Source organism: Nocardia sp. NPDC049935 (assembly GCF_055586645.1).
Genome location: NZ_JBVJHV010000006.1, coordinates 454,403 through 478,514, shown reverse-complemented (window position 1 = coordinate 478,514; position 24,112 = coordinate 454,403). Strand labels below are relative to the sequence as shown.

Annotated in this window: 25 protein-coding genes; 14 read left to right on the top strand and 11 right to left on the bottom strand. The window is 68.3% G+C overall.

All coding sequences use genetic code 11. The features are described from left to right. Window positions 1-10: 10 nt before the first annotated feature. Genes ACZ6SF_RS24575 through ACZ6SF_RS24550 form a run of 6 tightly spaced genes read left to right on the top strand, consistent with a single transcriptional unit; the run spans window position 11 to window position 7,287 of the window. Window positions 11-1,279: an MCE family protein gene (locus ACZ6SF_RS24575; RefSeq protein WP_466064830.1), complete on the top strand. Its 1,269-nt coding sequence runs from the start codon at window positions 11-13 to the stop codon at window positions 1,277-1,279. Then, window positions 1,279-2,295 (top strand): MCE family protein, encoded by a 1,017-nt coding sequence (locus ACZ6SF_RS24570; protein ID WP_466064828.1) that lies wholly within the window; start codon window positions 1,279-1,281, stop codon window positions 2,293-2,295. Before ACZ6SF_RS24575 ends, ACZ6SF_RS24570 begins: the two co-directional genes overlap by 1 nt. A 1-nt stretch (window position 2,296) precedes the next feature. Beyond that, window positions 2,297-3,328 (top strand): MCE family protein, encoded by a 1,032-nt coding sequence (locus ACZ6SF_RS24565; RefSeq protein WP_466064826.1) that lies wholly within the window; start codon window positions 2,297-2,299, stop codon window positions 3,326-3,328. Continuing rightward, window positions 3,325-4,563: an MCE family protein gene (locus tag ACZ6SF_RS24560; RefSeq protein ID WP_466064825.1), complete on the top strand. Its 1,239-nt coding sequence runs from the start codon at window positions 3,325-3,327 to the stop codon at window positions 4,561-4,563. Before ACZ6SF_RS24565 ends, ACZ6SF_RS24560 begins: the two co-directional genes overlap by 4 nt. A gap of 4 nt (window positions 4,564-4,567) precedes the next feature. Further along, a complete protein-coding gene (locus ACZ6SF_RS24555; protein ID WP_466064823.1) occupies window positions 4,568-5,836 on the top strand; it encodes an MCE family protein in 1,269 nt (422 codons plus the stop codon). A gap of 2 nt (window positions 5,837-5,838) precedes the next feature. Then, window positions 5,839-7,287 carry an MCE family protein gene (locus tag ACZ6SF_RS24550; protein ID WP_466064949.1) on the top strand — a complete coding sequence of 483 codons (1,449 nt, stop codon included), beginning with the start codon at window positions 5,839-5,841 and terminating at the stop codon, window positions 7,285-7,287. Window positions 7,288-7,422: 135 nt separating this feature from the next. Here ACZ6SF_RS24550 and ACZ6SF_RS24545 read toward each other — a convergent pair whose 3' ends face one another. After that, entirely contained in the window at window positions 7,423-8,598 is a 1,176-nt protein-coding gene (locus ACZ6SF_RS24545; protein WP_466064821.1) for an acyl-CoA dehydrogenase family protein, read from the bottom strand. A 99-nt stretch (window positions 8,599-8,697) separates the two neighbouring features. On the opposite strand from ACZ6SF_RS24545, the gene ACZ6SF_RS24540 reads away from it, so the two are divergent. The 6 genes from ACZ6SF_RS24540 to ACZ6SF_RS24515 all read left to right on the top strand — a co-directional run bounded on the left by ACZ6SF_RS24540 (window position 8,698) and on the right by ACZ6SF_RS24515 (window position 13,018). Next, a complete protein-coding gene (locus ACZ6SF_RS24540) occupies window positions 8,698-9,369 on the top strand; it encodes a TetR/AcrR family transcriptional regulator (RefSeq protein WP_466064819.1) in 672 nt (223 codons plus the stop codon). Between the two features lie 142 nt (window positions 9,370-9,511). Beyond that, complete coding sequence (locus ACZ6SF_RS24535) at window positions 9,512-11,014, top strand: class I adenylate-forming enzyme family protein (RefSeq protein ID WP_466064817.1); 1,503 nt, start codon at window positions 9,512-9,514, stop codon at window positions 11,012-11,014. Between the two features lie 27 nt (window positions 11,015-11,041). Further along, window positions 11,042-11,344: a hypothetical protein gene (locus tag ACZ6SF_RS24530; RefSeq protein WP_466064816.1), complete on the top strand. Its 303-nt coding sequence runs from the start codon at window positions 11,042-11,044 to the stop codon at window positions 11,342-11,344. Window positions 11,345-11,367: 23 nt separating this feature from the next. Continuing rightward, window positions 11,368-12,291 (top strand): hypothetical protein, encoded by a 924-nt coding sequence (locus ACZ6SF_RS24525; protein ID WP_466064814.1) that lies wholly within the window; start codon window positions 11,368-11,370, stop codon window positions 12,289-12,291. Then, complete coding sequence (locus tag ACZ6SF_RS24520) at window positions 12,288-12,797, top strand: twin-arginine translocation pathway signal (protein WP_466064813.1); 510 nt, start codon at window positions 12,288-12,290, stop codon at window positions 12,795-12,797. The genes ACZ6SF_RS24525 and ACZ6SF_RS24520 overlap by 4 nt, the downstream gene beginning before the upstream one ends. Beyond that, window positions 12,767-13,018 carry a hypothetical protein gene (locus tag ACZ6SF_RS24515; RefSeq protein WP_466064811.1) on the top strand — a complete coding sequence of 84 codons (252 nt, stop codon included), beginning with the start codon at window positions 12,767-12,769 and terminating at the stop codon, window positions 13,016-13,018. Before ACZ6SF_RS24520 ends, ACZ6SF_RS24515 begins: the two co-directional genes overlap by 31 nt. Before the next feature lie 19 nt (window positions 13,019-13,037). On the opposite strand, the gene ACZ6SF_RS24510 is transcribed toward ACZ6SF_RS24515, so the two are convergent. Further along, window positions 13,038-14,108: a phosphotransferase gene (locus ACZ6SF_RS24510; protein ID WP_466064809.1), complete on the bottom strand. Its 1,071-nt coding sequence runs from the start codon at window positions 14,106-14,108 to the stop codon at window positions 13,038-13,040. Between the two features lie 179 nt (window positions 14,109-14,287). Here ACZ6SF_RS24510 and ACZ6SF_RS24505 point away from each other — a divergent pair, with 179 nt between their 5' ends. Further along, window positions 14,288-14,887 carry a TetR/AcrR family transcriptional regulator gene (locus ACZ6SF_RS24505; RefSeq protein ID WP_466064807.1) on the top strand — a complete coding sequence of 200 codons (600 nt, stop codon included), beginning with the start codon at window positions 14,288-14,290 and terminating at the stop codon, window positions 14,885-14,887. Window positions 14,888-14,984: 97 nt separating this feature from the next. Here ACZ6SF_RS24505 and ACZ6SF_RS24500 read toward each other — a convergent pair whose 3' ends face one another. Genes ACZ6SF_RS24500 through ACZ6SF_RS24485 form a run of 4 tightly spaced genes read right to left on the bottom strand, consistent with a single transcriptional unit; the run spans window position 14,985 to window position 18,155 of the window. After that, the gene (locus ACZ6SF_RS24500) at window positions 14,985-15,770 is read right to left on the bottom strand and encodes a MerR family transcriptional regulator (protein WP_466064805.1); all 786 of its coding nucleotides are present in this window, start codon (window positions 15,768-15,770) and stop codon (window positions 14,985-14,987) included. Window positions 15,771-15,774: 4 nt separating this feature from the next. Beyond that, the gene (locus ACZ6SF_RS24495) at window positions 15,775-16,575 is read right to left on the bottom strand and encodes an alpha/beta fold hydrolase (protein ID WP_466064803.1); all 801 of its coding nucleotides are present in this window, start codon (window positions 16,573-16,575) and stop codon (window positions 15,775-15,777) included. Between the two features lie 33 nt (window positions 16,576-16,608). Further along, window positions 16,609-16,827 (bottom strand): ferredoxin, encoded by a 219-nt coding sequence (locus ACZ6SF_RS24490; protein ID WP_466064802.1) that lies wholly within the window; start codon window positions 16,825-16,827, stop codon window positions 16,609-16,611. Continuing rightward, window positions 16,824-18,155, bottom strand: a complete 1,332-nt coding sequence (locus ACZ6SF_RS24485) for an NADH-ubiquinone oxidoreductase-F iron-sulfur binding region domain-containing protein (RefSeq protein ID WP_466064948.1) — start codon at window positions 18,153-18,155, stop codon at window positions 16,824-16,826. The genes ACZ6SF_RS24490 and ACZ6SF_RS24485 overlap by 4 nt, the downstream gene beginning before the upstream one ends. Before the next feature lie 152 nt (window positions 18,156-18,307). Here ACZ6SF_RS24485 and ACZ6SF_RS24480 point away from each other — a divergent pair, with 152 nt between their 5' ends. After that, window positions 18,308-18,781, top strand: coding sequence for a hypothetical protein (locus tag ACZ6SF_RS24480; protein WP_466064800.1), 474 nt, complete (start codon window positions 18,308-18,310; stop codon window positions 18,779-18,781). Between the two features lie 11 nt (window positions 18,782-18,792). Here the strand turns inward: ACZ6SF_RS24480 and ACZ6SF_RS24475 are convergent, their stop codons facing one another. From ACZ6SF_RS24475 to ACZ6SF_RS24455, 5 genes are all read right to left on the bottom strand, one after another. Continuing rightward, window positions 18,793-19,662: an alpha/beta fold hydrolase gene (locus tag ACZ6SF_RS24475; protein WP_466064798.1), complete on the bottom strand. Its 870-nt coding sequence runs from the start codon at window positions 19,660-19,662 to the stop codon at window positions 18,793-18,795. Window positions 19,663-19,765: 103 nt separating this feature from the next. Then, window positions 19,766-20,224 (bottom strand): Rieske (2Fe-2S) protein, encoded by a 459-nt coding sequence (locus ACZ6SF_RS24470; RefSeq protein WP_466064796.1) that lies wholly within the window; start codon window positions 20,222-20,224, stop codon window positions 19,766-19,768. Beyond that, entirely contained in the window at window positions 20,224-21,369 is a 1,146-nt protein-coding gene (locus ACZ6SF_RS24465; protein WP_466064794.1) for an amidohydrolase family protein, read from the bottom strand. Before ACZ6SF_RS24465 ends, ACZ6SF_RS24470 begins: the two co-directional genes overlap by 1 nt. A gap of 97 nt (window positions 21,370-21,466) precedes the next feature. Further along, window positions 21,467-22,558 (bottom strand): amidohydrolase family protein, encoded by a 1,092-nt coding sequence (locus ACZ6SF_RS24460; protein ID WP_466064792.1) that lies wholly within the window; start codon window positions 22,556-22,558, stop codon window positions 21,467-21,469. 64 nt (window positions 22,559-22,622) lie between these two features. Beyond that, window positions 22,623-23,987: a cytochrome P450 gene (locus ACZ6SF_RS24455; protein WP_466064790.1), complete on the bottom strand. Its 1,365-nt coding sequence runs from the start codon at window positions 23,985-23,987 to the stop codon at window positions 22,623-22,625. Between the last annotated feature and the right edge of the window lie 125 nt (window positions 23,988-24,112).

The window sequence follows — 24,112 nt, the reverse complement described above, 5'->3', positions numbered from 1 at the left end:
GATGGCAGTGGTGGGAAACGAAACTCAACCGTGGGCGGGTGACGCCCGCGCGCCGGGTGATCCGCGGACCCCCGCGGGCCCCGCGCCCCGGCGCTGGCGCGACCGGCTGCGGCCGCTGGCCGGCGCCGCGCGCCCGGCGGCGGGACTGGCGGCGGTGGCCGCCGGTACCGCGATCGTCGTGCTGGCGGTGGCCCTGTTCCAGGGCGCCTTCTCCGATACCGTGGCGGTGACCGTGCACGCGCCGCGCGCCGGTCTGGTGATGTACCCCGACGCCGAGGTGAAATTGCGTGGGGTGACGGTGGGCGCGGTGGATTCCATCGTCGAACGCGCCGACGGCACCGCCGAGATCGAACTCGCCATCGACCGCGGCAACCTCACCCTGATTCCGGGCGACATCACGGTCGATATCGCGTCGACCACGGTTTTCGGCGCGAAGTACATCCAGCTGATACCGCCCGCGCAGCCCTCGTCGGGCCATCTCGAAGCGGGGCAGGTCTTCGACGCCGAACATGTGACCGTCGAGATCAACACCGTGTTCGAGCAACTCACCCAGGTGCTGTCGCAGATCCAGCCGGAGAAGCTCAACGAGACCCTCGGCGCGCTGGCCTCCGCGATGCGCGGGCGCGGTGACCGGGTGGGCCAGATGATGGTCGACTTCGAGGCGTTCCTGGCCAAGGTGGAACCGGGATTGCCCGCACTGCAGGCCGATCTGGCGATGGCTCCGCAGGTGACCGGCGTCTACGCCGACGCCTCGCCCGCGCTGCTCGACACCGTCGGCAACGCGACCCGACTCGGGCAGACGGTGGTGGAGGAGCAGCAGCAACTCGATGTGATGCTGATGAGCCTGATCGGGCTGGCCGATACCGGGAACAAGGTGATCGGCGAGAACGGGCCCGGGCTGGTGAGCACCATGGACGCCCTGGTACCGACCACGAATCTCACCAACCGGTACCACACCGCGCTGACCTGCGCCCTCGACGGTCTCGGCTACCTGTCGTCGGTGACGCCGGTGCAGGTGCCCGGTATCGGGCTCTCGGCGAACTTCCTCTGGGGCGTCGAACCGTACCGGTATCCGGAGCATCTGCCGAAGGTGGCGGCCAAGGGCGGGCCGCAGTGCTCGATGCTGCCGGTGGCCTACGAGGACTTCCCGCCGTTCGTGGTCGCCGATGTCGGTGCCAACCCACAGGCCGGGCCGTTCCGGTCCGGACTCACGCTGAATACGACCTCACTGGCCCAGGCGCTGTTCGGACCGGCCGCCGCCGGGAAGGGAGCACCCTGATGGACCGGCGCAATACGCCGCTGCTGAAATTCGGCATCTTCGCCGCGGTGATGGTGGTGCTCTCGGCGTGCCTGATCATCGTGTTCGGGGAATACCGCAGTGGATCCACCACCGAGTACTCGGCGGTGTTCGCCGATTCGTCGGATCTGCGGACCGGCGACACCGTGCGGGTGTCCGGGGTCGTCGTGGGGTCGGTGCGCGGGGTCGAACTGCAGGACGATCACCGAGTGCGCGTCGATTTCGACGCCGACCGCTCGCTGGCGCTCACCACCGGCACCGAGGTCGCGGTCCGGTATCTCAACCTCGTCGGCGACCGCTATCTCGAACTCACCGACCGGCCCGGTAACCGGCTCGAGGCCGGCGGGCAGCTCCCGATCGAGAACACCGTGGGCGCTCTGGATCTGGACCTGCTGCTCGGCGGGCTGAAACCGGTGATCCAGGGCCTCAACGCCCGGGACGTGAACGCGCTCACCTGGTCGCTGCTCGAGATCGTGCAGGGCAAGGAGGGCACGGTGAACTCCATTCTCGGCCGCACCGCCTCGTTCTCGGCGGCGCTGGCCGACAACAACGAGATCATCGAGCAGCTGATCGACAACCTGAACACGGTGATGCAGACCCTGGCCTCCGAAGGCGGCCAGTTCTCCGGTCTGGTGGACCGGCTGGAACAGCTCATCACCCAGCTCAGCAACGACCGGGACCCGATCGCCTCGGCCATCGACTCGCTCGAGGCCGGTACCGCGACGGTCGCCGATCTGCTCAGCCAGGGCCGCCCGGCGCTGGCGGGCACGATCGACCAGGTCAACATCCTGGCGACCAATATCGACAACGACAAACAGACCCTGGACACCGCCCTGCAGAAGGCTCCGGAGAACTTCCGGAAACTGGTGCGCACCGGGGCCTACGGCAACTTCATCCAGTACTACCTGTGCGATTTGACGCTACGGGTCAACGACCTGTCCGGGCAGGTCGTCGAGATCCCCGCGGCCGTGCAGACCGACGGAAGGTGCGCTCCCTGAGATGTTCCGCTATCGAGGAAGACATCTACTGCGGCACGGCCTGGTCGGCATCGTGCTCATCCTCTGCGTGATCTCGCTCGGGCTGCAGTCCCAGCAGGTGATCGCCTGGGGGACCACCGTGCGCTATCAGGCGGTGTTCGAGGAGGCCGGCGGGCTGGAGAAAGGGGACGAGGTGATCGTCTCCGGGGTGAAGGTCGGCACCGTCACCGATGTCGCACTCGACCGCGGCGTGGCCCGGGTGCTGTTCACGGTCGGCGATTCCGTATCCCTCGGGGCGGACAGCACCGCGCAGATCAAAACCGGCTCCCTGCTGGGCAAGCGGATCATGACGTTGATCTCGCACGGTGACGACCGGTTGCGGCCCTTGCATACGATCCCGGTGGAGCGCACCTCGTCGCCGTATTCGCTCACCGACGCGCTGGGCGATCTCACCAACACCACCGGTGCGATGGATACCGATTCGCTGAACAACTCGCTGAATATGCTGTCCTCCACCCTCGACGCCATCGCTCCGCAGCTGGGCCCGGCCTTCGACGGGCTGACCGAGGTGTCCAAATCCATCAACAGCCGCAATACGGCCCTGCGCGATCTGCTGACCGCCTCACGCGAGGTCACCGGGATCCTGGCCGAGCGCAGCGGACAGCTGAACACCATGCTGCTCAATGCGAATGCGCTGGTCGGAGTGCTCGACGAGCGCCGCCAGGCGATCGCCACCCTCCTGGCCAACGTCGCGGCGGTGGCCGATCAGCTCACCCAGCTGGTGGCCGATAACGAGGCGGAGCTGGGACCGGCACTGGACCGGCTGAATTCGGTGACGGAGATGCTGCAGCAGAACAAGGACAATATCGCCAAAGCGATCCCCGGGCTGGCCAAGGCCTCGCTGACCCAGGGCGAAGCGGTCTCGGGCGGCCCGTTCTACAACGCCTATGTCGCCAACCTGATCCCCGCGCAATGGATCCGGCCGTTCGTCGACGCTGCGTTCGGCGGTTCGGTCCCGCAACCACCCGCACCACAACCGGGGGCGCCACGATGAGCCGAGCCGTGATCCTCAAGGCCGGGTCGGGTGTCCTGGCGGTAGCTGTGCTCGTCGCCGCCTTCGTGGTGGTGAACCGGACACTGCTGGGCCCCACCACGGTCCGCGCCATGTTCGCGACCGCGACCGCCATCTACCCCGGTGACGATGTCCGGGTCTCCGGTGTGAAGGTCGGGACCGTGGCCGGTATCGAGCCGCGCGGTACCGCGGTCGAGATGACCCTCAACGTGGACCGGAATGTGGAGATCCCGGCCGACGCCGGGGCCGTGATCGTCGCGCAGAGCCTGGTCGACTCCCGGTACGTCCAGCTCACCCCCGCCTACAGGGGGGAGGGGCCCACGATGGCCGACGATACGCTGATCCCGCTGGAACGCACCGCGGTCCCGGTCGAATGGGACCAGATCAAAACGCAGCTGACGCGGCTGGCCACCGAGCTCGGCCCCGACGGCGACCAATCGTCGGGCCCGGCCGGACGGTTCATCGACAGCACCGCCGACGCCCTGGCCGGCAACGGTGACAAACTGCGGCAGATGCTCGCGCAACTGTCCGGCGTGGGCCGGATCCTGGCCGACGGCAGCGGCGATATCGGCGCGACCATCACCAACCTGCAGACATTCGTCACCGCGCTGCGCGACAGCAATGTGCAGATCGTGCAGTTCCAGAACCGGCTCGCGACGCTGACCAGCGTGCTGTCGGACAGTCGTTCCGATCTGGACGCGGCGTTGAACAATCTGTCCATCGCGGTGGGGGAGGTGCAGCGGTTCGTCGCCGAGAACCGCGGCAAGGCCACCGAACAGGTGGGCCGGCTGGCCGATGTCACCCAGAACCTGGTCGACAACCGCGGCGAACTCGAGGAACTGCTGCATATCTTCCCGACCAGCCTGGCCAACTTCTACAACATCTACAACCCCGATACCGGGACCGAGGCCGGGGTTTTCGTGCTCAACAACTTCTCCAATCCGATCGAGTTCGTCTGCGGCGGTATCGCCAGCGTCGAGAACATCGGCGCGGAGGAGGCGGCGCGAAAGTGCCGCGACTATCTCGGCCCGGTCCTGGGGTTGCTGAACTTCAATTACCTGCCGGTGCCGGTGAATCCGGTACTGGGCCCCTCGGCGGACCCGGAGAAGATCATCTACAGCGAACCCCATCTCATTCCGCAGGCGGTGGACCCGGGGGCGCCTCCGCCCCCGCCGGCGCCCACGCTCGCGGACATCCTGTTCCCCGGTGGGCGGTGATCCTATGACCAAACCCTGTTGCCGACGCAGATTCCGCGCCGCGGTGCTCGGCGCCGCGTGCGTGGTGTTCACCGGCGCCGGATGTTCCTGGGACGGTGTGAACTCCCTGCCGCTGCCCGGGGCCACCGGCCGTGGGCCGGACTCCACCACGCTCTACGTGGACATGAACGATGTCGGCACCCTCACCCCGAACTCGCCCGTGCTGATCGACGATGTGGTGGTCGGCAGTATCGGCGATATCCACGTGGAGAACTGGCACGCGGTGGTGGAGGTGTCCATCCAGCCCGGACAGGTGGTACCGGCCAACGCGCAGGCGCGGGTCGGGCAGACGAGTCTGCTGGGATCGATGCATCTGGCCCTGAACCCACCACCCGGACAGCAGCCCGAGGGCCGGCTCGAACCCGGTGCGCGGATCGGGCTCGAGGATACGGGGACCTATCCCTCCACCGAGCAGACCCTGGCGTCGCTGTCGGTCGTGGTGAACGGCGGTGGTCTGGGCCAGATCGGCGATATCGTCGGCAGCCTGAGCGCGGCTCTCGAGGGCCGGGAGACCAATATCAGGTCGCTGCTGGACCGCCTGGACGTGTTCCTGGGCGCGCTCGACAACCAGCGCGCCGATATCGTCGCCACCATCGACAACCTCAATCGCCTGGGCGGCACCTTCGCCGCGCAGCGCGACCGGCTCACCGAGGCGCTGCAGAAGATCCCGCCCGCACTGGACGTGCTGATCGCCGAGCGTCCCGATCTGGTCACCGCGCTGGACCGGTTGCGCACCTTCAGCGATACCACCAACAACGTGCTGACCACCGTGCACGACGATCTGCTGACCAACCTGCGCAACCTGGAACCCACCCTGAAGGCGCTGGCGGACGTGGGTCCGGATATCAACCACGCGATCCAGTTCGCGACGGTGTTCCCGTACGGCCAGTACCTGGTGGACAACGGCGTCCGCGGCGATTTCATCAATCTGTTCGCGACCGTGGACCTCACGATCCCCCGGCTGCGCCGCGAACTGCTGCTGGGCACCCCGTGGGGCGACCCGACCGCGGTGATCCAGGCGGCTGTCGGCGATCCGGGATACGCGGAGCAGACCAAGAACCCGCTCGGGTTCGGGATCGTCCCGCCCCCGGCGGCCGCTCCCGCTCCCGCACCCGCCGAGGCCCCGGCTCCCGCGCCGGCGCCCGCTCCCGCTCCGCCACCGGGCCTGCCGTTCCCGCTGCCGCAGATCCAGCTTCCCCAGATACCCCTGCCCCCCGGGATTGGAGGCGGCTGATGCTGCTGTCCCGTTTCGTCCGTGCCCAGCTGGTCATCTTCAGCGTGCTGTCGGTGATCGGCCTGGTCGTGATGTCGGTGGTGTACATGAAACTGCCGACCCTGGCCGGGGTCGGCAATATGAACGTCACCGTGGAACTGCCCGAGGCGGGTGGTCTCTACCGGTTCGGCAATGTGACCTATCGCGGTATCCAGGTGGGTAAGGTCACCGCGGTCGAGCTCACCCAGGACGGGGTCCGCGCGCATCTGGCGCTCGACTCGTCGAGCCGCATCCCCGCCGATCTGACCGCCGAGGTGCGCAGTGTCTCCGCCGTCGGTGAGCAGTACGTGGATCTGCTGCCGCGCACCGATTCACCGCCCTATCTCTACGACGGCGCCACCGTGGAGCGGGCCGACACCGCGGTGCCCCAGCCCGTGGGCCCGATGCTGGACAAACTCAGCGCGCTGGTGGACACCATCCCCAAGGACGATCTGCGCCGCCTGCTGGACGAGATGTTCACCGGTGTCCACGGCGCCGGTCCCGAACTCGATTCCCTGCTGACCTCGGCCGAGACGCTGACCTCGGAGATGAACGGGGTCGGCGACGCCACCCGGACCCTGGTGCAGGACGCGCAGCCGCTCCTGGATTCCCAGGTGCAGTCGGCCGATGCCATCCGCATCTGGACCCGCGCGACCGCCGACGTCACCGGGCAGCTGGTGGCCAACGATCCACAGATCCGGCAGGTACTGCACTCCGGTCCCGGGATGGCCGACGAGGTCGCCGGGCTGCTCGACGATCTGCAGCTCACCCTGCCGGTGCTGCTGTCGAACCTCACCTCGGTCGGCCAGCTCGCGGTGACCTACAACGCGGGCCTGGAACAGCTGCTGGTGCTGCTGCCGCCGGTGGTCTCGCTGGTCCAGGCGGTCCAGCCGACCAAGAACGCCTCCGGACTGGGTATCGGTGACTTCCGGGTGAGCGGTGTCTCCGATCCGCCCGCCTGCACGGTCGGCTTCCTGCCGCCCTCGGAATGGCGGTCCCCGCAAGACACCACGACCATCGACACCCCCGACAACCTGTACTGCAAACTGCCGCAGGACCATCCGGTGGCGGTGCGTGGCGCCCGCAATATCCCGTGTGCCGGCGACCCGTCCAAGCGCGCCCCGACGGCCGCCATCTGCAACAGCGACCAGCCGTACGTGCCGGTGGCCCCGGATCAGCCGGTGCTCGGACCGTACCCGCGCGACCCCGAGCTGGAGGGTCAGGGGATTCCCCCGGACTCGCGATTCTCGCCGCCTCCGGGGAACGCTCCGGCCGCGGACACCTCGGGTGGGGGCGCGACGGCGCCGGCGGTGGCCTACGCCCAGTACGACCCGAAAACCGGGGAGTACATGGCCCCGGACGGGCAGCTCTACCGGCAGACCGATCTGGTGTCGCAGGGGCACAGCAGCTGGGAGGAGATGCTGCCGCGCTGAGCGCGCCGGAGCACACACGAAAGGGTGGGAGCGGTTTTCCGCTCCCACCCTTTCGATTCGGCGTCCGCGCCGGCCGTATCCCCGGCGAGCCGGAGGAGGCCGCCCGCCGGTTTCACCACCGGCGGGCGGCTCGGCTCAGCTCCGGGGCAGCCCGAGGACGCGCTGGGCGATGATATTGCGCTGGATTTCCGACGTGCCGCCGGCGATGGTGCCGGAGAAGCTACGCAGATACCGTTCGAACCAGCTGGGCGCGTGATCTTCCAGATTCAGCAGGCTGTGCCGGGAGGTGACCCCGGGGTGGTTCAGCCCGTCCGGCCCGGCGGCGTCGAGCGCGGCCTCCAGACCGCGCTGGACCCCCTCCGACCCCAGCAGTTTGAGCACCGACAGCGAGGCCACATCGGTTTCGCCCCGGGATTCCTTCGCCAGCGCGGTCGAGCCGAGCAGTTCGAGGGCCTGCAGGTCCATCACCGCCGTGGCGTAGCGGTCGGCGTCCAGGGCCGTCCGCGGTTCGAAATCCTGCACCAGCATGCGCAGCCGCTGCGCGAAACTCATCCACAGCAGGGTGCGCTCGTGGCCGAGCGATCCGTTGGCCACCGTCCAGCCCTGGTTCAGCTCGCCGACCAGGTTCTCCACCGGGACCCTGGCCTCCTCGAAGAACACCTCGTTGAAATCGAGATCGTCGGCGGCGCAGGCGGAGGCGAACGGGCGGCGCCGGACACCGGGAGTGTCGGTGGGGATCAGCAGCACCGAGATGCCCTTGTGTTTGGGGGCGTCGGGGTCGGTGCGGACGAAGGTCAGGATGACATCGGAATCGTGGGCGCCCGAGGTCCACACCTTCTGGCCGGTGACCACGAAATGGTCGCCGTCGCGGACCGCGCGGGTGCGCAGACCGGCCAGATCGGAGCCCGCTCCGGGTTCGCTCATACCCAGTGCCGCGGGCATCTCGCCGCGCAGGATCGGCACGGCCCAGCGCTGCTGTTGTTCGGGGGTGCCGAAGGTGATCAGGGAGGCGGCGATGATGCCCTGGCCCTGGGGGTTGCAGCTCTCGTAGATACCGCGCGCGCCGAGTTCCTCCCGGTGCACGTACTGCTGCAGCACGGTGGCGTTGCGGCCGCCGAACTCCGGCGGGTAGCCCGGAACCAGCCAGCCGTGATCGAACTGCAGGCTCTGCCACTCCCGCGCCCATGCGGGCATATGCGAACTGGACCCCGGCCGTTCGACCGCCACCGCCTCGGGTGGGAGGTGCTCGTCGAGGAACGCGATGAACTCGGCGCGGAACCGTTCCACGTCCTCGTCGAAAGTCAGTTGCACGATGTACCTCCCTTTGACCGAATATGAGAATATCATTCTCTCATCGGGATATTCTAGTTTCCGTAGGCGGTGCGACCGTCGGTGATGGGAGGTACGGCCATGCGAAGTACCGGCAGTGGGCTGACCCTGCAGCAGCGGATCGATGCCCGGTCGGTCCGCACCACCAAGCTGTTCGGCAGTGTGCAGGTGCAGCGTTTCCTGGATGCGGCGCGAATGCTGATCACCGAGCGGGGCAGCACCGATTTCACCATGCACGAGGTGGTCGACCGGGCGGGTCAGTCGCTGCGCAGCTTCTATCTGCTCTTCGACGGGAAGCACGAACTGCTGCTCGCGCTGTACGAGGAGGCGATCGCCAAGGTGGCCACCCAGGTCCGCGAGGCCACCGCCAACGACGGTGACCCGCTGGCCCGGCTGCGCACGGCGGTGGAGCTGATGTTCGAGTTCTGCCGGCCCGATCCCGGCGCGCACCGCCCCCTGTTCACCGAATTCGCGCCGCAGCTGCTGATGTCGGATCCGATCGAGATCCAGGTCGCGCACGCGTCGCTGTTCGAACTCCTCGTCGACCTCATGGGTGAGGCCGAGGCGGCAGGGTATCTCCGGTCGCGGTCCCGGCCACGCCGGCTGGCGGCCATGACATTGCAGACGGTGATGTTCGTGGCGCAGAATGCCCGTCCGGACGAGCCGCATCCGATCACCGCCACCGAAGTCTGGAATCTCTGTGCCTTCGGGGCGCTCGGGGCCGCGGGCGGGGTGGCGGGAAGTCGCCGGTGACGGCCCGAAAAAGGACTGATCGGTCTGCTGAATCGGGGTACCGGGCCAGCGGATATGATATTCTCGATTTTCGAGAATTCCGATATCACTACCACCCGGCCGGGCGCTGGTTCGCGGCGCTCGGCGTGCAGGAAGTAGTCGCATGAGTATTTCGCTACTGCTGGATATGGCGGCGTCGAACGAACCGGACCGGGTCGCCGTCGTATCCGGTGAATCGCGCTGGACCGGAGCCGAACTGGACGCGCTGGCGCACGGCGGCGCGGGCGCGATCACGGCCTCCGGAGCGCGCAGCGTGGCCTATGTGGGCACCGGCGGCGCGCTCCTGCCGCTGCTGATCTTCGCCTCGGCGCGCGCCGGTGTCCCGTTCACGCCGTTGAACTACCGGCTCAGCGGCGACAAACTCGCCGAACTCGTGGCGCGGCTGGACGCGCCGATGGTGATCCACGACGACGCCTACGCTGCCGCCGTCGCGGGGACCGCCGAGCGGCTGTGGACCGCCGCGGACTTTCTGGACCGCGCCCGGACCTCGGATCCGGCCGGCGCCGATCCGGATCCGGACGGTCCCGCGATCGTGCTGTTCACCTCCGGTACCACCTCGCAGCCCAAAGCGGTCGAACTCTCCCACAACAACCTGGTCAGCTATATCACCGGCACTGTGGAATTCGCCTCCGCCGCGGCCGACGACGTCTCCCTCATCTGCGTGCCGCCGTATCACGTCGCCGGTGTGAGCGCGGCCCTGTCCAATCTCTACGCGGGCCGCAAGATGGTGTACCTGCGTAATTTCGATCCGCAGGAATGGATCCGGCTGATCGATACCGAGCGGGTGACCACGGCGACCGTCGTCCCGACCATGCTCGACCGGATTGTCACCGGGCTGAAGGCCACCGATTCGCGGCTGCCCACCCTGCGCACCCTGGCCTACGGCGGGTCGAAGGTGGCGCTGCCGCTGGTGCGGACCGCGCTCGAACTGCTGCCCGAGGTGGGTTTCGTGAACGCCTACGGGCTCACCGAGACCAGCTCCACCATCGCGGTACTGGGCCCCGACGATCACCGCGCCGCGCTGGCCTCCGACGACGACGCGGTGGCGCGCCGGCTCGGATCGGTGGGACAGCCGGTACCCGGTATCGAGGTGCAGATCCGCGACGAGAGCGGCGCGGTGGTACCCGCCGATGTCGCCGGTGAACTCTTCGTCCGTGGCCCGCAGGTATCGGGCCGCTACACCGGGATCGGTTCGGTGCTCGACGCCGAGGGCTGGTTCCCGACCAAGGATCTCGCGCTGCTCGACGCCGGCGGTTACCTGTTCATCCACGGCCGCAGCGACGACACCATCATCCGCGGCGGCGAGAACATCGCGCCCGCCGAGATCGAGGACTATCTGGTCGAACACGCGGCCGTGCACGATGTCGCGGTCGTCGGCGTGGAAGATCCCGAATGGGGGCAGATCATCGTCGCCGTCGTGGTGCCCGCCGAACCCGGGCGGACCCCCGACCCCGAGGACCTGCGCGCCTACGTGCGGTCCGGACTGCGCGGTTCGCGGACCCCGGACCGGATCGTCTTCCGGGCGGAACTCCCCGCCACCCCTACCGGGAAGGTTCTGCGCCGCGAACTCGTCGCCGAACTGACCCGCGAAACCGCCGGCGCGTAGCCGCGCAGCCCGAAAGGAACAACACTCATGGTCAAGACAGGTACCCGGCTACGCAGTCAGGTGTGCGATACCCAGGTCATCATCGTCCGGGCCGCCGACAGCCTCGACGATCTGCGCGCCGGCGGGGTCCCGATGGTGCCCCTCGAGGGCGAGGCGACCGTGGAAGGCGGCCCGCAGGACGGGTTCGCGGACGGGAATCTGATCGGTAAGCGCTATGTCGACGAATCCGGTGCGGAAGTTCTCGTGACCAAGGCCGGGGCCGGCACGTTGAGTGTCGGCAGCACCCCGTTGTCCATCAAGGAAGCCAAGCCGCTGCCCGCTAGCGACTAGAACGAGTGATCGAGGTGGGATAGATGCCCCAGACCACCAGCGACCCGCTGAATCTGGCGGTCGAGGAGGCCGACGCGGAGGCCGCGGCGGCGGAGGCCGAGGCGCTCGCCGCCCAGGCCTCCGCCGCCGCGGCCCGGGCGCGCGCCAAGGCCGCGCGATTGCGCCGGGAAGCCGGGGGTGAGGACCCCGGCTCCGGCGCGGGGGAGCCGGAGGGGGCGGTCGCGGAGATATCCGCGGCCGGGGACGATCCGGATACCACCGAGCGGGCCGCTGCCGGGACGCGGCCCGCCGACGTGGAACCGGAAACTTCCGAAACACCCGAATCGGATACCGCGGAATCCGGATCGGATTCCGCGGCCACGAAGGTCGACCTGGTGAAGACGGCCGCGGCACCCGCCCCGAGCGGGGCGCGCGGAAAGGCCGGGCGACTGGTGCGCAAGGTCGCGGTGCCCACGCTGCGGCGTCCCGGGCGCCGCGCGCTCGGCCGGGCGGTGGCGGTGCTGGTCATCGTCGCTTCCCTGGTGACCGGCGGCTTTTCGCTGTGGAACCACCACGAGATCGGTGCGGCGCAGGCGCGCGAGGACGAGTACCTCAACGCCGCCCGCGAAGGTGTGGTCGCGCTGACCACACTCGACGCGGCCCGCGCCGCCGACGATGTGAAACGGGTTCTGGACCATTCCACCGGGGCGTTCCGCACCGATTTCCAGACGCGCTCGGAGGATTTCACCAAGGTCGTCCAGCAGTCGCAGGTGGCCACCAAGGGTGAGATCACCGCGGCCGCGGTCGAATCCATGACCGACGAATCGGCGGTGGTACTGGTCTCGGCGGTCTCGCGCGTGACGAATACCGCCGGGGCGCAGCAGGAACCGCGGGTGTGGCGGCTCAGCGTCACCGTCACCCGCGAGGGCTCGGAGTTGAAGATGTCGAAAGTGGAGTTCGTACCGTGAGAATCCCCAACCCGCTCCGTACCCTGCCGCGCTCCCCGGAAACCATCCTGCTGACCGTGCTCGCCGTGGTCGCGGTCATCGCCGCGACCTCGCTGCTGCTCTTCCAGTACCGCCCGGACTCCCGGGGCGACGCCGCGAAGAACGAGGTCCTCTCGGCCGCGACCGAGGGCACCGTCGCACTGCTGTCGTATTCGCCGGATTCGCTGGACCAGGACTTCGCGGCCGCGAAATCCAAGATGACCGGCGATTTCCTGAACTACTACACCCAGTTCACCGAAAAGGTCATCGCCCCCGCCGCCAAGGACAAATCGGTCAAGACCGAGGCCGTCATCGTGCGTTCGGCGGTGTCCGAACTACAGGACGACTCCGCGGTGGCGCTGCTGTTCATCAACCAGACCACCACCAGCGCCGAGAAGCCGGAGCCGGCATTGGCCGCGAGCAGTGTGCGGGTGACCCTGTCGAAGGTAGAGGACTCATGGCTGATCTCGTCGTTCGATCCCGTCTGACCGCAGCGGGTGGCGCCTCGCGGGGACCGGCGCCCCGGATCCGCCGCGAGGCGCCCACCCTGGTCACCGTCTATCCGGTGCTGGACTATTTCTCGACCTGCCCCCGCTGCGGCTATCCGGTGGAGGCCTCGGTGACGGTGCGGACCTTCGCCGGCGGCGATACCGAGAAGGAAACCCATATCAGCTGCGGTTCGCCCTGCGGCTGGCAGGAGATCTGGTAGCCGCAGGGCCGAACCGATATCAGCGAGACAGGGCGGCGACCGCGTCGGCGGTGTCCAGGTCGGTGTAGGCGGCCGAATAGCGTTGGGCGAGTGCGAGGGCGATATCCGGGCGCTGCCAGAGTTCGCCCGCGCTGGCGGTGGCCAGCCAGAGGGTGAGCCCGTGGGCGACCGAGGCGCGGTAGCGCAGCCGGATCTCGTCCGTCGACGGTAGTTCCGCTGCGGGCAGTTCCAGCGCGTCACGATACTGCGCGAGCAGTTCCGGTTCGCTCGCTCGGCGGTCCTCGGTGGTCAGCGCGCCCTGGAGGAAGTACCCGAGATCCAGCGACCAGTTGCCGCGGCGGGCGACCTGCCAGTCGAGGAATCCGACCTGCCCGTCCGCGGTGAGATAGGTGTTTCCGATGTGCGGGTCGCCGTGCAGCAGTGTCTGCGGGGCCCGGGTGAGACTGTGGATGTAGGGCTTCCACAGTTCCTCGACGAGGTGCCGCATGCCGAGCGCGTGGACCTCGGGCGGGGCCTGGTCGCCGAGCCGTTCCAGCGCGGAGTGCAGCGGTGCGGCCTCCATCCCGTCCCAGGGTACGAACGGTTCGAGCCAGCCCAGCGCGGGTTCGGTGTGGACCCGCCGATCCCAGTATCGTCCGTGCAGGCGGGCAAGCCCGCGGACGCCGCTGACCGCCTGGGCGGGTGTCAGTGGGCGGGTGGCATCGCGAGGGTCGGCGCCGCGGGCGGTGAGATCCTCCATCACCAGCGCGAAGTCTTCCCCGGGCTCATCGATCGCCGCCGCGTACACCGTCGGATGTTCCAGGGGAAGTAGTACGCCCGAGGCGAACAGACGTGGCTCGTGGAACAGGCCGCTGGTCAATCGGACCAGGTCACGGTGCGCAGGATCGACGCCCTTGACGAATACCGTGGCCGGCCCTTCGCCGCGGGCGTAGGACAGCGCCAGCCGGGCGCGCCGGTTGGTGCCGTCGTCGCGCAGAACAACGGATACGGAGGCGACTTCGGCATCGTGGGTGCCGCGCAAGGCGGCGGTCATCCATTCCGGAGTGATGGCGTCCCAGTCCCGGGGGACGGTGAGTGCGGTGTGGGTCATGGCTCCTCCACCCAGCAGATAGGACACGACCCGTGTCGTATCAATTGGTGACTGCACGGTATCCCATCTCGCTGTCGACGTCCGCGGAATCGGCCGGAATGCTGTGTGCCGCAAAGAAGCCTGTGCCGAGCGCCGACGCCGCGCGCGGGGATCGGGTGCGGGCAGCCTAGGCTCGCGGTATGCCCGATATGCGAGGTGGACGGCCACGCGACTCCCGGCTACACGAGCGCATCCTCGCGGTGACACGCGAACTGCTGGCCGACCGTGGCTACGGCGAGTTGTCGATGGAAGGCGTCGCGGCCCGCGCCGAGGTCGGGAAGAAAACCCTGTACAGGCGGTGGCCGTCGAAAGCGCCCCTGGTCGCGGAGGCGGTGCTCGACGCCTACACCAGCGGGCCGTCGTTCCCGGTCGCCGACACCGGAGACCTCCACCGCGATCTACGCGCCTGGCTGGACGAACACGCGGCCTTCATCGCCGAGTCCCGCAACGCCGCACTCGTACGCGCAGTCATCGCCGCGGCCGCCGCGAATCCCGTGGACGGAACCGCGCTCTACCATCGGCTCAGCGCACCGCAGCACCACGGGCTCACCGAACGCCTGCGGCGTGCCGCGGCCACCGGGGACATCCACACAGGCACCGATATCGACGCCGTCGCGGACGCCCTCATCGGCACCCTGCTGCTGAGCACTCTCACCCCACCGGATACCGGCGCCCATACGTCGCGGAAGTTCGATGGACTGCTCACCGCCGTATTCCACGGCATCACATCCACCTCCTGACCCGACCGAGAAGGAAACCCATATCAGCTGCGGTTCGCCCTGCGGCCGGCGGGAGATCCGGTAGCCGCGGCACCCCTGCCGGGAGAGCGGGACCGGTTCAGTGGGGGTCCGGCCTGGGGATGTGGATGCCGGCGGCGCGGAGCTTCGCTTCGAGGAGCGCGGTCAGCCGAGCCGCTGCTGATTCGCGCTGCTCGCGGTGATGGGCGACCAACCGGTACCGTGTCGCGGCTTCGGTGCGGGCTTGCAGGCCGGTGACGATCCTGAGCTGCGTGGGGTTGGCGAGGTAGTGCTCGGCCAGATCGGTGGCCAGTTCGGCGACGCGGGCGTCGTCCGTTTCCCAGCCGGCCACCTCGGCCGTGCGCCTGGTCAGTTCGACGAAACGGGGGTCCTGCAGCGCGTGCTCGATATCGGTGAGGTAGTCGTCGAAGCGTTCGGGGACCAGAGCCTTTGCCAGCACGAAGGATTCTCGGGCGGTCCGCACGTCGTACGGCGTGAAGCCGAGGGTCGGCATTCCCTCCAGCATCGCCACAGCGCGGTCGGGCAACAAGGTGCGGTCACCGGAGGAGAGCCGGTGGAGCATATCCCGTTGCGCGATCAACTCGGCGATACGCTCGGTGAGGTGTCGCTCGACGTCGACGAGTGCGGCGGCGAACGACACGGCATCGGAGTCGAGGAGCGGACCGATATCGGCCAACGGCACTCCGGCGGCAGCCAGCGACCTGACTTGCACCAGCCGCAACAGATCAGCCGACCCGTATCGCCGATAACCCGAGCCGTCGCGCGCTGGTTCGTCGACCAAGCCGAGCTTGTGGTAGTGCCGCACCGTTTTGATCGTGATGTCGGCGAACGCAGCCGCCTGGCCGATGGTCACCCCGTCGGTCATCGAGTCAGCGATCCTCCTGATCGTGCGCGGCGGCGGTCTCCCGCACGGCGGCGGCGACGGCCCGGAAGTCCTTACGCAGGATCTGCGTGTGGTTGCTCTCGACCTTCGTGCCGACCCGCAGATTCGGATTCCGGCGGAGCACCGGATCGAGAGAGGTACGCATCTGCTCCATCTCCTCCGCGCCGCCACCGAGGTTCGCACCCGTCGCCAGGACGTAGCGCACCGGGCAGGCCAGCCGGTCCAGGACCGGTCCGAGCGCGGCGCAGACCTCGTTGATCTCGATATTGATCTCAGCGTGCTGAGCGGCACTCATCGAGGCGGCCAGGCCGAACGGACGTGCGAGCGGCAGGAACATTCGCATCTTGCGGAAAATGCTCCGGATCCGATCACGGCTCGCCTCCCCGGTAAGCCCCCACGGAACCGCACCGTCGACCGAGACAACGCCGGCGACCCGGTCCGGATTGCGGTCGGCCCAGTGCACCGCGAGCGCCGCACCGTAGGACCAGCCGACAAGTAGCGGCCGGTCGACCCCGGCGGCCTCGACAACCGCGCCGATGTCACGAAGACACCCCTCGAAGGAGTAATCCGCCGACCGCTTCGACCCGCCGCGGGCGCGTTCGTCGTAGGTGATGTGTCGCCAGTCGGGGCCGAGCTCGGCGATCACGCGCCGCCAGGAACGCTGACTGGCGAAGGAGCCGTTCAGATAGACAACGGGACGACCGGACCCGCGGGTGTCGGTCACCGACAGGGCCGTGTCGTCGACAGGCACCATGCCGGTCCACGGTGAAATGATCGAACGAGTCATGGAGGCACCCTCCACCTTGACCCCGGGTCAATGTCAAGGGTGCTGCTGGGGGCTCTGTTCGGGCAGGGTGGTGATGGCGTGGACCGGGCAGTCGAGCAGGGCGCGGGTCACGGCGGGTTCCTCGGCGGAGTCGAGTGTCGGATCCCCGGCCAGGACGGCGTAGCCCCAATCGTCGAGAGGGAAGCGGTCGGGGGCGTGCCGGGCGCAGATGCCGAACCCGTCGCAGAGGGTGCGGTCCAGTTTGATCTTCATATCAACGCCTCCGTTTCGACAACCCGGAAGGGGGGTTGGTCGGTCGTGGGTCCGGCGGCGCAGTCGGGGCACACGTTGTACAAGTGGGCAGCGACTTCCGCACCGAACCGGTCGAGCAGGCCGGCGGCGGTGTTGCAGGCGGCGTCCAGGGTGCCGCAGGCGCCGCGGCCCCGCAGTACCGTCGACCAGCGTTTCAGCCGGGACAGATCGTGGGGCTCGGCCCGGCCCTCGGCCAGCGCGGTGGCGGCCGCGGCCATCGCCGCGGTGCCGTTGAAACACGACCCGCACTGCCCGGCGTTCTCCCGGTCGAAGTAGTTCAGGACGCTCGCCGCGACGGCCACCGGGCATTCCTCGGTGATCACGGCGAGCGCGCCGCAGCCCAGGCCGACACCGGCCCGGCGCAGGGTTTCGTGGTCGAGGGTGAGGTCCAGGACGCCGCGGTCCAGCAGACCCGTGAAGTAGCCGCCGACGAGCGCGCCGCGCACCGCCGCGGGTGAGACCCCGTGCAGTGCGAGGAGTTCGCCGACCGGGAGCCCGTGCGGCAGTTCGTAGAGCACGGGCTCCCGGCCCGCGACCGTGACCGTGGACAGGAAGGTTCCGGGCGACATGGCGGTGCCGGCGGCCCGGTAGGCGTCGGCGCCCCACCGGTCCAGGAAGGGCAGATTCGCCAATGTTTCGACATTGCTGATCAGCGTCGGGAGTCCGGCCACGCCCGATTCGAAGGGGCGCGGAGGTTTGTCGGTGGGTTTGGCCGGACCGCCGTTGATCGCCTGGACGGCGGCCGATTCCTCGCCGGCCACGTAGCCGGGTTCGACCTGTACCACCGCCAGATCCGGCCCGTCGGGCAGCGCGCCGCCGAGTTCGTCGAGCGCCGCGTGGACCGCCCGGGCCGATTCGGGATCGGAGACGTACACGTAGCCGCGCCGGGCGCCCACGAGCAGCGCGGCCAGCCGGATCCCGTCGAGCACCAGATGCGGCCGGTTGCGCAGCAGCCAGCGGTCCTTGAACGACGCGGGTTCGCCTTCCTCGCCGTTGGCCACCAGGATCGCCTCGGTCCATCCCGCGGGCATGCCGGCGCCCGCCCGGGTGCCGGCCCGGACCGCCGCGACCTTCACCGCGAACGGGAACCCGGCGCCGCCGCGCCCTCGCAACCCGCTCTGTTCGACCGCGGCCGCCAGCGCCTGGACCGAACCCACCGGGCGGTAACCGCCGCGGTCGCGGTACTCGTAGGCGGTTTCCACCCCGTCGCCGATCCGGAGCAGGCGCGGATCGCTGCCGGGATAGGGAACCACCGTCAGGCCTCCGGCCGACGAGTAGGTGTGCTGCATCATCCCCTCCTGGGTGAGCTCGGCGCCGGGGCGCCCCTACGGAGCAGCGCCGGGGCGCCTCTACAGAGCAGTGCCGGGGCGCCTCTACGAAGTAGTGCCGGGGCGCTCGAACCGGGCCGAGTCCTCGGGGCGCTCGTACTAGGCTGATCCGCATGCGAACTGCGGTGCTGCGGGTGAATATCGATCCGGCCGGTGGGCTCACCGCCGAATCCCTGACCAGCGGTCTCGCCGAGCTGGCCGATGCCCTCACCGAGGTGGGCGGGCAACTGCTCGACAAGGATCTCGGCGCGGTGCCGCCGACGCGGCGTGAAGTGCAGGTACTGCTGGACAGCGCCGACGCGGCGGCCGATACACAGCGGATCACGGCCCTGTGCGCGCGGGTGTTCGGTACCGACGCGGCGCCCGGTGTGATCACCTATGTCAGTCGAGGTACCGACGACGACGCCCACGGCGTGCTGGCCGGCTTCGGCCTGGCCGGGGAGATCATCCGGGTGCCGGGCACCGAGGGGTACGACGTCCTGCGGGTGCGGTTGCGGGAGGCCGATCTGGAACGGGTCCCGGAGAGCCGGATCCACACCGCGCTGGAGGCCTCGACCAACTGCGAGGTCGTCATCCACACGGTCTGATCCCGGGACGTTCATCGGTCGCCCAGGAACTTCAGGATCTCCGGCGCGGCCAGCACCCAGGTGTCGAACATGTTGTACTGCTTCACCAGACCCTGCGCGCGTTCTTCCATCGCCCGTTCCCAGGCGTCCTCGGGCCACGGGGGATCGATCAGGGTGGAGCCCTCGATCAGGCAGTGCACTTCGAGCGAGGTGCGTTTGGGGTGATCGAGGTCGTGGGCGCCGCCGCGGATGATGAGGGTGGGGACCCGGATGCGCTCGAACATCTCGTCGTCCACCCCGGGAATCGTCTGACCCGGTTTCGGCACGTAGGCGTTGAGCCAGCGCAGCGAGAGTTTGACGAACTCGTCCGCGTCGAGATCGCGCAGGCGCTGTTCGTTGTCGGGGTTCTCCGCGATCAGTTCGCGCCATTCCCGCATCCGCACCAGACCCTGGACACCCAGCCCGCGGACCGTCTGCAGGCTCGGCAGCACGTAGTAGGCGCCCAGATTGAAGGTGCCGTAGACGCCGCCGACGATATTCCACAGCACCAGATCGGTGACCAGCTCCGGGTAGAGCATGGTGGTCAGCATCGAATCACGGGCGCCGCCGGACCCGCCGGCCAGGATCACCGGGCCGGTGCCGAGTTCGGTGAGCAGGCCGTGCAGGGTCTCGGCGCGCATATGCGATTCGGTCTGCCCGTAGAACTGCACATCGGAGGCGCCGCAGTTGGGCCGGTCCCACAGCAGAACCCGGTGACCGCCCTCGACGAGGGCCTCGGCCAGCGGCCGCAGCCCCGGGATGTCCTTGCTGTAGCGACCTCCCGGCGTGAGCACGATGAGATCACCTGTCGTGCCGAGTATCTCGTAGACGACCTTGCCGCCGTTCACCGTTACCGCGGGCATACCTCACTCCTGAAAGGGTTCGCCGAGGACCGGCCGCGGCAGATCTCGGCGTGACCGGGCCGCGGGCGGCCGGCCGCTTCTCGTACTGTCGGGTCCCGCCGGTTCAGGCGGTGACCAGGACGTCGTCTCCCACCACCCGGACCGGGTAGGTGCGGATACTCCATTCGGGTTTCACCGCGGTGGTGCCGGTGGCGAGTTCGAACCCCCACTGATGCCAGGGGCAGTAGATGAACTCGTTGTCGCGCACCATCACCGAATCGCCGGGAACCGAATCGTCGACCACCGTGCGACCCCGGGTGCGGCCCGCGCACAGCGGGCCGCCCTCGTGCGGGCAATAGTTGGCGATGGCGTAGAACGTGCCGTTGACGTTGTAGACCCCGACCCCGTGCCGCCCGATCGGGACGACTTTCGACGAGCCGGGAGGAATTTCGTCGACGGTCGCCACCACATGTTCGCGACCCTGGGCCAGCCGTGGCGGGTTGTCCGCCGACCGCTTACCCGGGGTGGGATCCGCCTCCGGCGGGGCGGGCCTCGTACCGGGCGTCCCGGTTCCGTCCGCCATCAGTGGACCCGCATCTGCCCGTGCAGCGCCGGAACGGTTTCCGGCAGATGGTAGGTCTCGATTCCGTTGCGGAACATGACCTTCTCGCGAGCGGCTGTCGGCAGATGTTTCACCAGCCAGCGCGGATCGTCGAAGGTCCAGTGCGGATAGTCCGAGGAGTACAGCAGGATCTTGTCCGCCTCCATCCATTCGAACGCCCGGGTGAGTTCGGTCTTGTCCTCCGGGTAGTCCAGCGGCTGGGTGGTGAACTTGATGTGTTCCTTGACGTACTCCGAGGGTTTGCGGGTGATCGACATGAACGATCCGCGCGCGGCGTAGATGGCGTCCATCCGCCACATCAGCGGCAGGATCCAGGTGAACGCGTGCTCCACGAAGACGATGCGCAGTGCCGGGAAGCGGTCGAAGACCCCGTCGAAGATCAGGCTCATCACCTGATTCGCCGCCAGCAGCGAGTAGGTCACCATGAAATCGTGGTTGTAGCTGGGGAAACCGACCGGCGGCATGGGCATGGTCTCGTAGGCGCCGCGGCTGAGGTGGCAACTCACCGGCAGGTTGTGTTTCACGGCCGCGGCCCAGATCGGGTCGTAGCGGGCGTCACCCCACGACGGCCGGGGTTCGGCCTTGATGAGGATCTGCGCCATGTACGGGTGCCCGGCCCAGCGCTCGATCTCGGCGACCGCGCTCCGCGGATCGTCGATGGCTACACAGATCGAGCCGCGCCAGCGCTGATGCCAGTTGTTGTGCGAGTCCAGCCATTGCGCGTCGAGCCAGCCGTTGACCCCGGTCGCCATCGCGGCGGTGGCCTCGGGCAGGCGGGTGGCCTTGACCGTCGGCTCCAGGATCACGATATCGGAGCCGGCATCCATGATGAGCTGCCGGAACGCCATATCCGGGTCGCTGCCGGGGAATTCCCCGTTCTCGGGAAAGGTATCGACCCGCATCGCCTTCGAATGCGCGTAGTCGGGCGCGTCGTAGATGATGGTGTCGCCGACACGGTGACTGAGAAAGAACGAACTGCGCCACGGTTCCGGGATATGTTCCACCAGGTCGCCCCGCCGGGGGACCGGGTGCACATCGGAATCGACTACGCGTACCGGGACCAGTTCCGTAGACGGTACTCGCGCCTGTGCCTGTGCTGTTGTCATCACGCCTCCTTCGTAGGGGCTACATCTGATCGGCGGAGGCCGTAGCGAAGGCGGAGGTATCGCCCCATCGCGGAAAGATCCGACCGGGCCGGCCGCATCAGCCGACCGCGGTTACGGCGTCTATATCGATGCTGTACAGACGCGCGGCGTTTCGCCAGCAGAGTTTTTCCCGCTGTCCGGCCGTGAGCGCGGCCGGCAGGGTGTCGATATCGCCGCCGTGCCAGTGCGGATAGCTGGAACCGAACATCACCATGTCGTCCTTGCCGGTGAAATCCAGCCACTCCGCCGCGAACGGGGCGTCGCCGGGACCGTCGATCGTGGCGTGCACGAAATAGACGTGTCCGGCCAGGTAGTCGCTGGGCATGCGGGGCGCCCAGGGGGTCTGCTCGAGGTGCGGCCGGCCGAAGGTGTCCATCCGCCAGGTGAACGGGGTGAGCAGATCGGCGCCGCCGTCGGCCCAGACGAATCTCAGGTCCGGATAGCGTTCGAACACACCCTCGGCGATCATGTTCATCAGGTGATAGATGTAGTTCAGCCCCATGAACCCGTAGTACTGCTCGTAGGTGCGGGGATGGCCCGAGGGCGTGGGCGGCAGCCCGATGCTCTCGCCGGTCTCGATATGCACCGCCACCGGCAGGTTCGCCGCCGCGGCGGCCTCCCACAGCGGCCAGAACTGGGGTTTGCCGTACAGTTCGCGGGACTGCAGCGGGACACCGATCTGGACGATCCGCGGGTGATCGCCCAGCCGGTCGATCTCACGCAGCGCGCCGCTGATGTCCTCCGGGTTCACCCGCAGGGTGCCGCGGAAGCGCTCGTGATGGGTACCGCTGTCGAGCCAGCGCGACACCATCATATCGTTGTGGGCGGAGAGAACCGCGGTGGTGAGATGACGATCGGGCAGGATGCCACGCGTCATCGGATGCAGTACGGCCACATCGACGCCGCGCTCGCCGAACAGCCGCTCGCCCACGAACTCCGGATCCGAGCCCGGGTATCCGCGCTGCGGTCCCCGCGCGCCCTTGGCGTATTCCCCGCCGGGCGCGCCGTACCAGTCCATCTCGGCGTCGGGGATACCGCGGCTCTTGAACGGTTCGTTCAGGAACGACCGCATATCGTCGTTGGAGCGGAAGAAGATGTGCACGCTGGTATCGATCACCGGGGTGCGGGTGCCGTCGGGCAGATCCTTCATGGCGATACCTCGTCGGGAAAAGGAGTACCGGCCGAACCCCGCGGATCGGCCGGTAGTCCGGCGGTCAGTACTCGAAATCGATCACCACGGGATCGGGGTGTTCGGTCACCGGTGCGGCCGGTCCCTGTTCGTCGCAGATTCGCTGCAGCTGCTCGAGGGTTTCGTCGAGGCCGGGGCCCAGCCGCTTGCCCGGGGTGAAGGTGGCGGGCAGATGACGCATCCCCTGGATGACGCCGATGGTGTCGTAGTGCACCGTGCCCACGGGATCGCAGGTGTAGTCGGGCATCCGGTCGAGCACCGCCAAGAGCATGGACTTGAAGACCGTGCGCGCGACGTTGGAGCCGATGCACCGGTGCACGCCCAGCCCGAAGCTGAAGTGCCGGTTGCCCTTCCGGTCCATGACGATCTCGTCGGCGTCGGGGAAGATGGTCTGGTCCCGGTTCGCCATCGCCCAGGACAGCCACAGCCGGTCGCCCTCTTTGAATTCGGTGCCCTGATAGGTGCAGTCGTCGGCGATGGTGCGGCCGTCGCCCGGGGCGGGCGTGAAGTAGCGCAGGAACTCCTCGGTGGCCGAGTCCAGCAGATCCTCGCGATCGCGGCTGAGCTCCTCGCGCTGGTCGGGATTCTCCGCCAGCCACTCCAGGGAATGGGCGGTGAGCGCGGTGGTGGTGTCGAAACCGCCGCCGATGAGCAGGCCCATCATCCCGAGCAGCTCCATATCGGGCGCCGGTTCACCGTCGATGCGCAGTTCGACGAGTGCTTTGATGAGGCCGGGCTTCGGGTCGGACTTGGCTTCGTGCAGGCTGGTGAGGATATCGATACCCATGGTCCGGTGCATTTCGGCGACCCGGGGGGCGTCGGGGGAGTCCTCGGGGGTGTAGACCGAGGCGTGGACCGGATCGCTGTACACCGACCACTTCTTCAGCGGGATGCCCAGCATCGCCAGGGTCAGCACGGCGGGGACGATATTGGCGAGATCGTCCACGAAGTCGATGCGGCCCGTCTCGATCTTCTCGTCGATGCTGGCCCGGACGATCTCGTCGATGAACGGCTGCCAGCGTTTCACCGCGGCGGGTGAGAGGTACGGATTGAGGATCGAGCGGTAGGTGCGGTGTTCGGGCTCGTCCATTTCCAGCATGCCGCCGCGGACCAGCGCGGCCCGCTGCGCCTTCGGGATCGAGATGCCCTGGTAGCCACGGCGTTCGTTGTGCACATCGTGGTCGACCGATGCCTCGGGGCACCGGGCGAGTTCGAAGACCGCGTTGCCGCCGGCGGCGACCCAGTGCCCGTCGTAGGTCTCCGACCACGCCACCGGGCATTTCGCGTGCATCTCGTGGGTGATGTCGCTGAACTTCTCCCGGTACTCGGGAGTGTGCCGGTCGAAGTGGTACCGATTCTGCTTGCGCTGGTCGTTATCCGTAGAAGTCACGGTATGTAGTCCCTCTGCTGGTCACTGGGTCGGCGAACCTTCGCCGGGGGTCCCGGAGCTCTGCGCCGCTCCGGGAGTCGTCGGATGGCCGACTCGGCACCGGGCGGCGGCGCGCGTATCGATCG

Coding starts and splice junctions, on each gene's coding strand:
- ACZ6SF_RS24570 (WP_466064828.1), top strand. CDS start 1,279: ATGGACCGGCGCAATACGCCGCTGCTGAAATTCGGCATCTTCGCCGCG.
- ACZ6SF_RS24565 (WP_466064826.1), top strand. CDS start 2,297: ATGTTCCGCTATCGAGGAAGACATCTACTGCGGCACGGCCTGGTCGGC.
- ACZ6SF_RS24560 (WP_466064825.1), top strand. CDS start 3,325: ATGAGCCGAGCCGTGATCCTCAAGGCCGGGTCGGGTGTCCTGGCGGTA.
- ACZ6SF_RS24555 (WP_466064823.1), top strand. CDS start 4,568: ATGACCAAACCCTGTTGCCGACGCAGATTCCGCGCCGCGGTGCTCGGC.
- ACZ6SF_RS24540 (WP_466064819.1), top strand. CDS start 8,698: ATGCGAAGTACCGGCAGTGGGCTGACCCTGCAGCAGCGGATCGATGCC.
- ACZ6SF_RS24535 (WP_466064817.1), top strand. CDS start 9,512: ATGAGTATTTCGCTACTGCTGGATATGGCGGCGTCGAACGAACCGGAC.
- ACZ6SF_RS24530 (WP_466064816.1), top strand. CDS start 11,042: ATGGTCAAGACAGGTACCCGGCTACGCAGTCAGGTGTGCGATACCCAG.
- ACZ6SF_RS24525 (WP_466064814.1), top strand. CDS start 11,368: ATGCCCCAGACCACCAGCGACCCGCTGAATCTGGCGGTCGAGGAGGCC.
- ACZ6SF_RS24515 (WP_466064811.1), top strand. CDS start 12,767: ATGGCTGATCTCGTCGTTCGATCCCGTCTGACCGCAGCGGGTGGCGCC.
- ACZ6SF_RS24510 (WP_466064809.1), bottom strand. CDS start 14,108: ATGACCCACACCGCACTCACCGTCCCCCGGGACTGGGACGCCATCACT.
- ACZ6SF_RS24505 (WP_466064807.1), top strand. CDS start 14,288: ATGCCCGATATGCGAGGTGGACGGCCACGCGACTCCCGGCTACACGAG.
- ACZ6SF_RS24500 (WP_466064805.1), bottom strand. CDS start 15,770: ATGACCGACGGGGTGACCATCGGCCAGGCGGCTGCGTTCGCCGACATC.
- ACZ6SF_RS24495 (WP_466064803.1), bottom strand. CDS start 16,575: ATGACTCGTTCGATCATTTCACCGTGGACCGGCATGGTGCCTGTCGAC.
- ACZ6SF_RS24490 (WP_466064802.1), bottom strand. CDS start 16,827: ATGAAGATCAAACTGGACCGCACCCTCTGCGACGGGTTCGGCATCTGC.
- ACZ6SF_RS24485 (WP_466064948.1), bottom strand. CDS start 18,155: ATGCAGCACACCTACTCGTCGGCCGGAGGCCTGACGGTGGTTCCCTAT.
- ACZ6SF_RS24480 (WP_466064800.1), top strand. CDS start 18,308: ATGCGAACTGCGGTGCTGCGGGTGAATATCGATCCGGCCGGTGGGCTC.
- ACZ6SF_RS24475 (WP_466064798.1), bottom strand. CDS start 19,662: ATGCCCGCGGTAACGGTGAACGGCGGCAAGGTCGTCTACGAGATACTC.
- ACZ6SF_RS24470 (WP_466064796.1), bottom strand. CDS start 20,224: ATGGCGGACGGAACCGGGACGCCCGGTACGAGGCCCGCCCCGCCGGAG.
- ACZ6SF_RS24465 (WP_466064794.1), bottom strand. CDS start 21,369: ATGACAACAGCACAGGCACAGGCGCGAGTACCGTCTACGGAACTGGTC.
- ACZ6SF_RS24460 (WP_466064792.1), bottom strand. CDS start 22,558: ATGAAGGATCTGCCCGACGGCACCCGCACCCCGGTGATCGATACCAGC.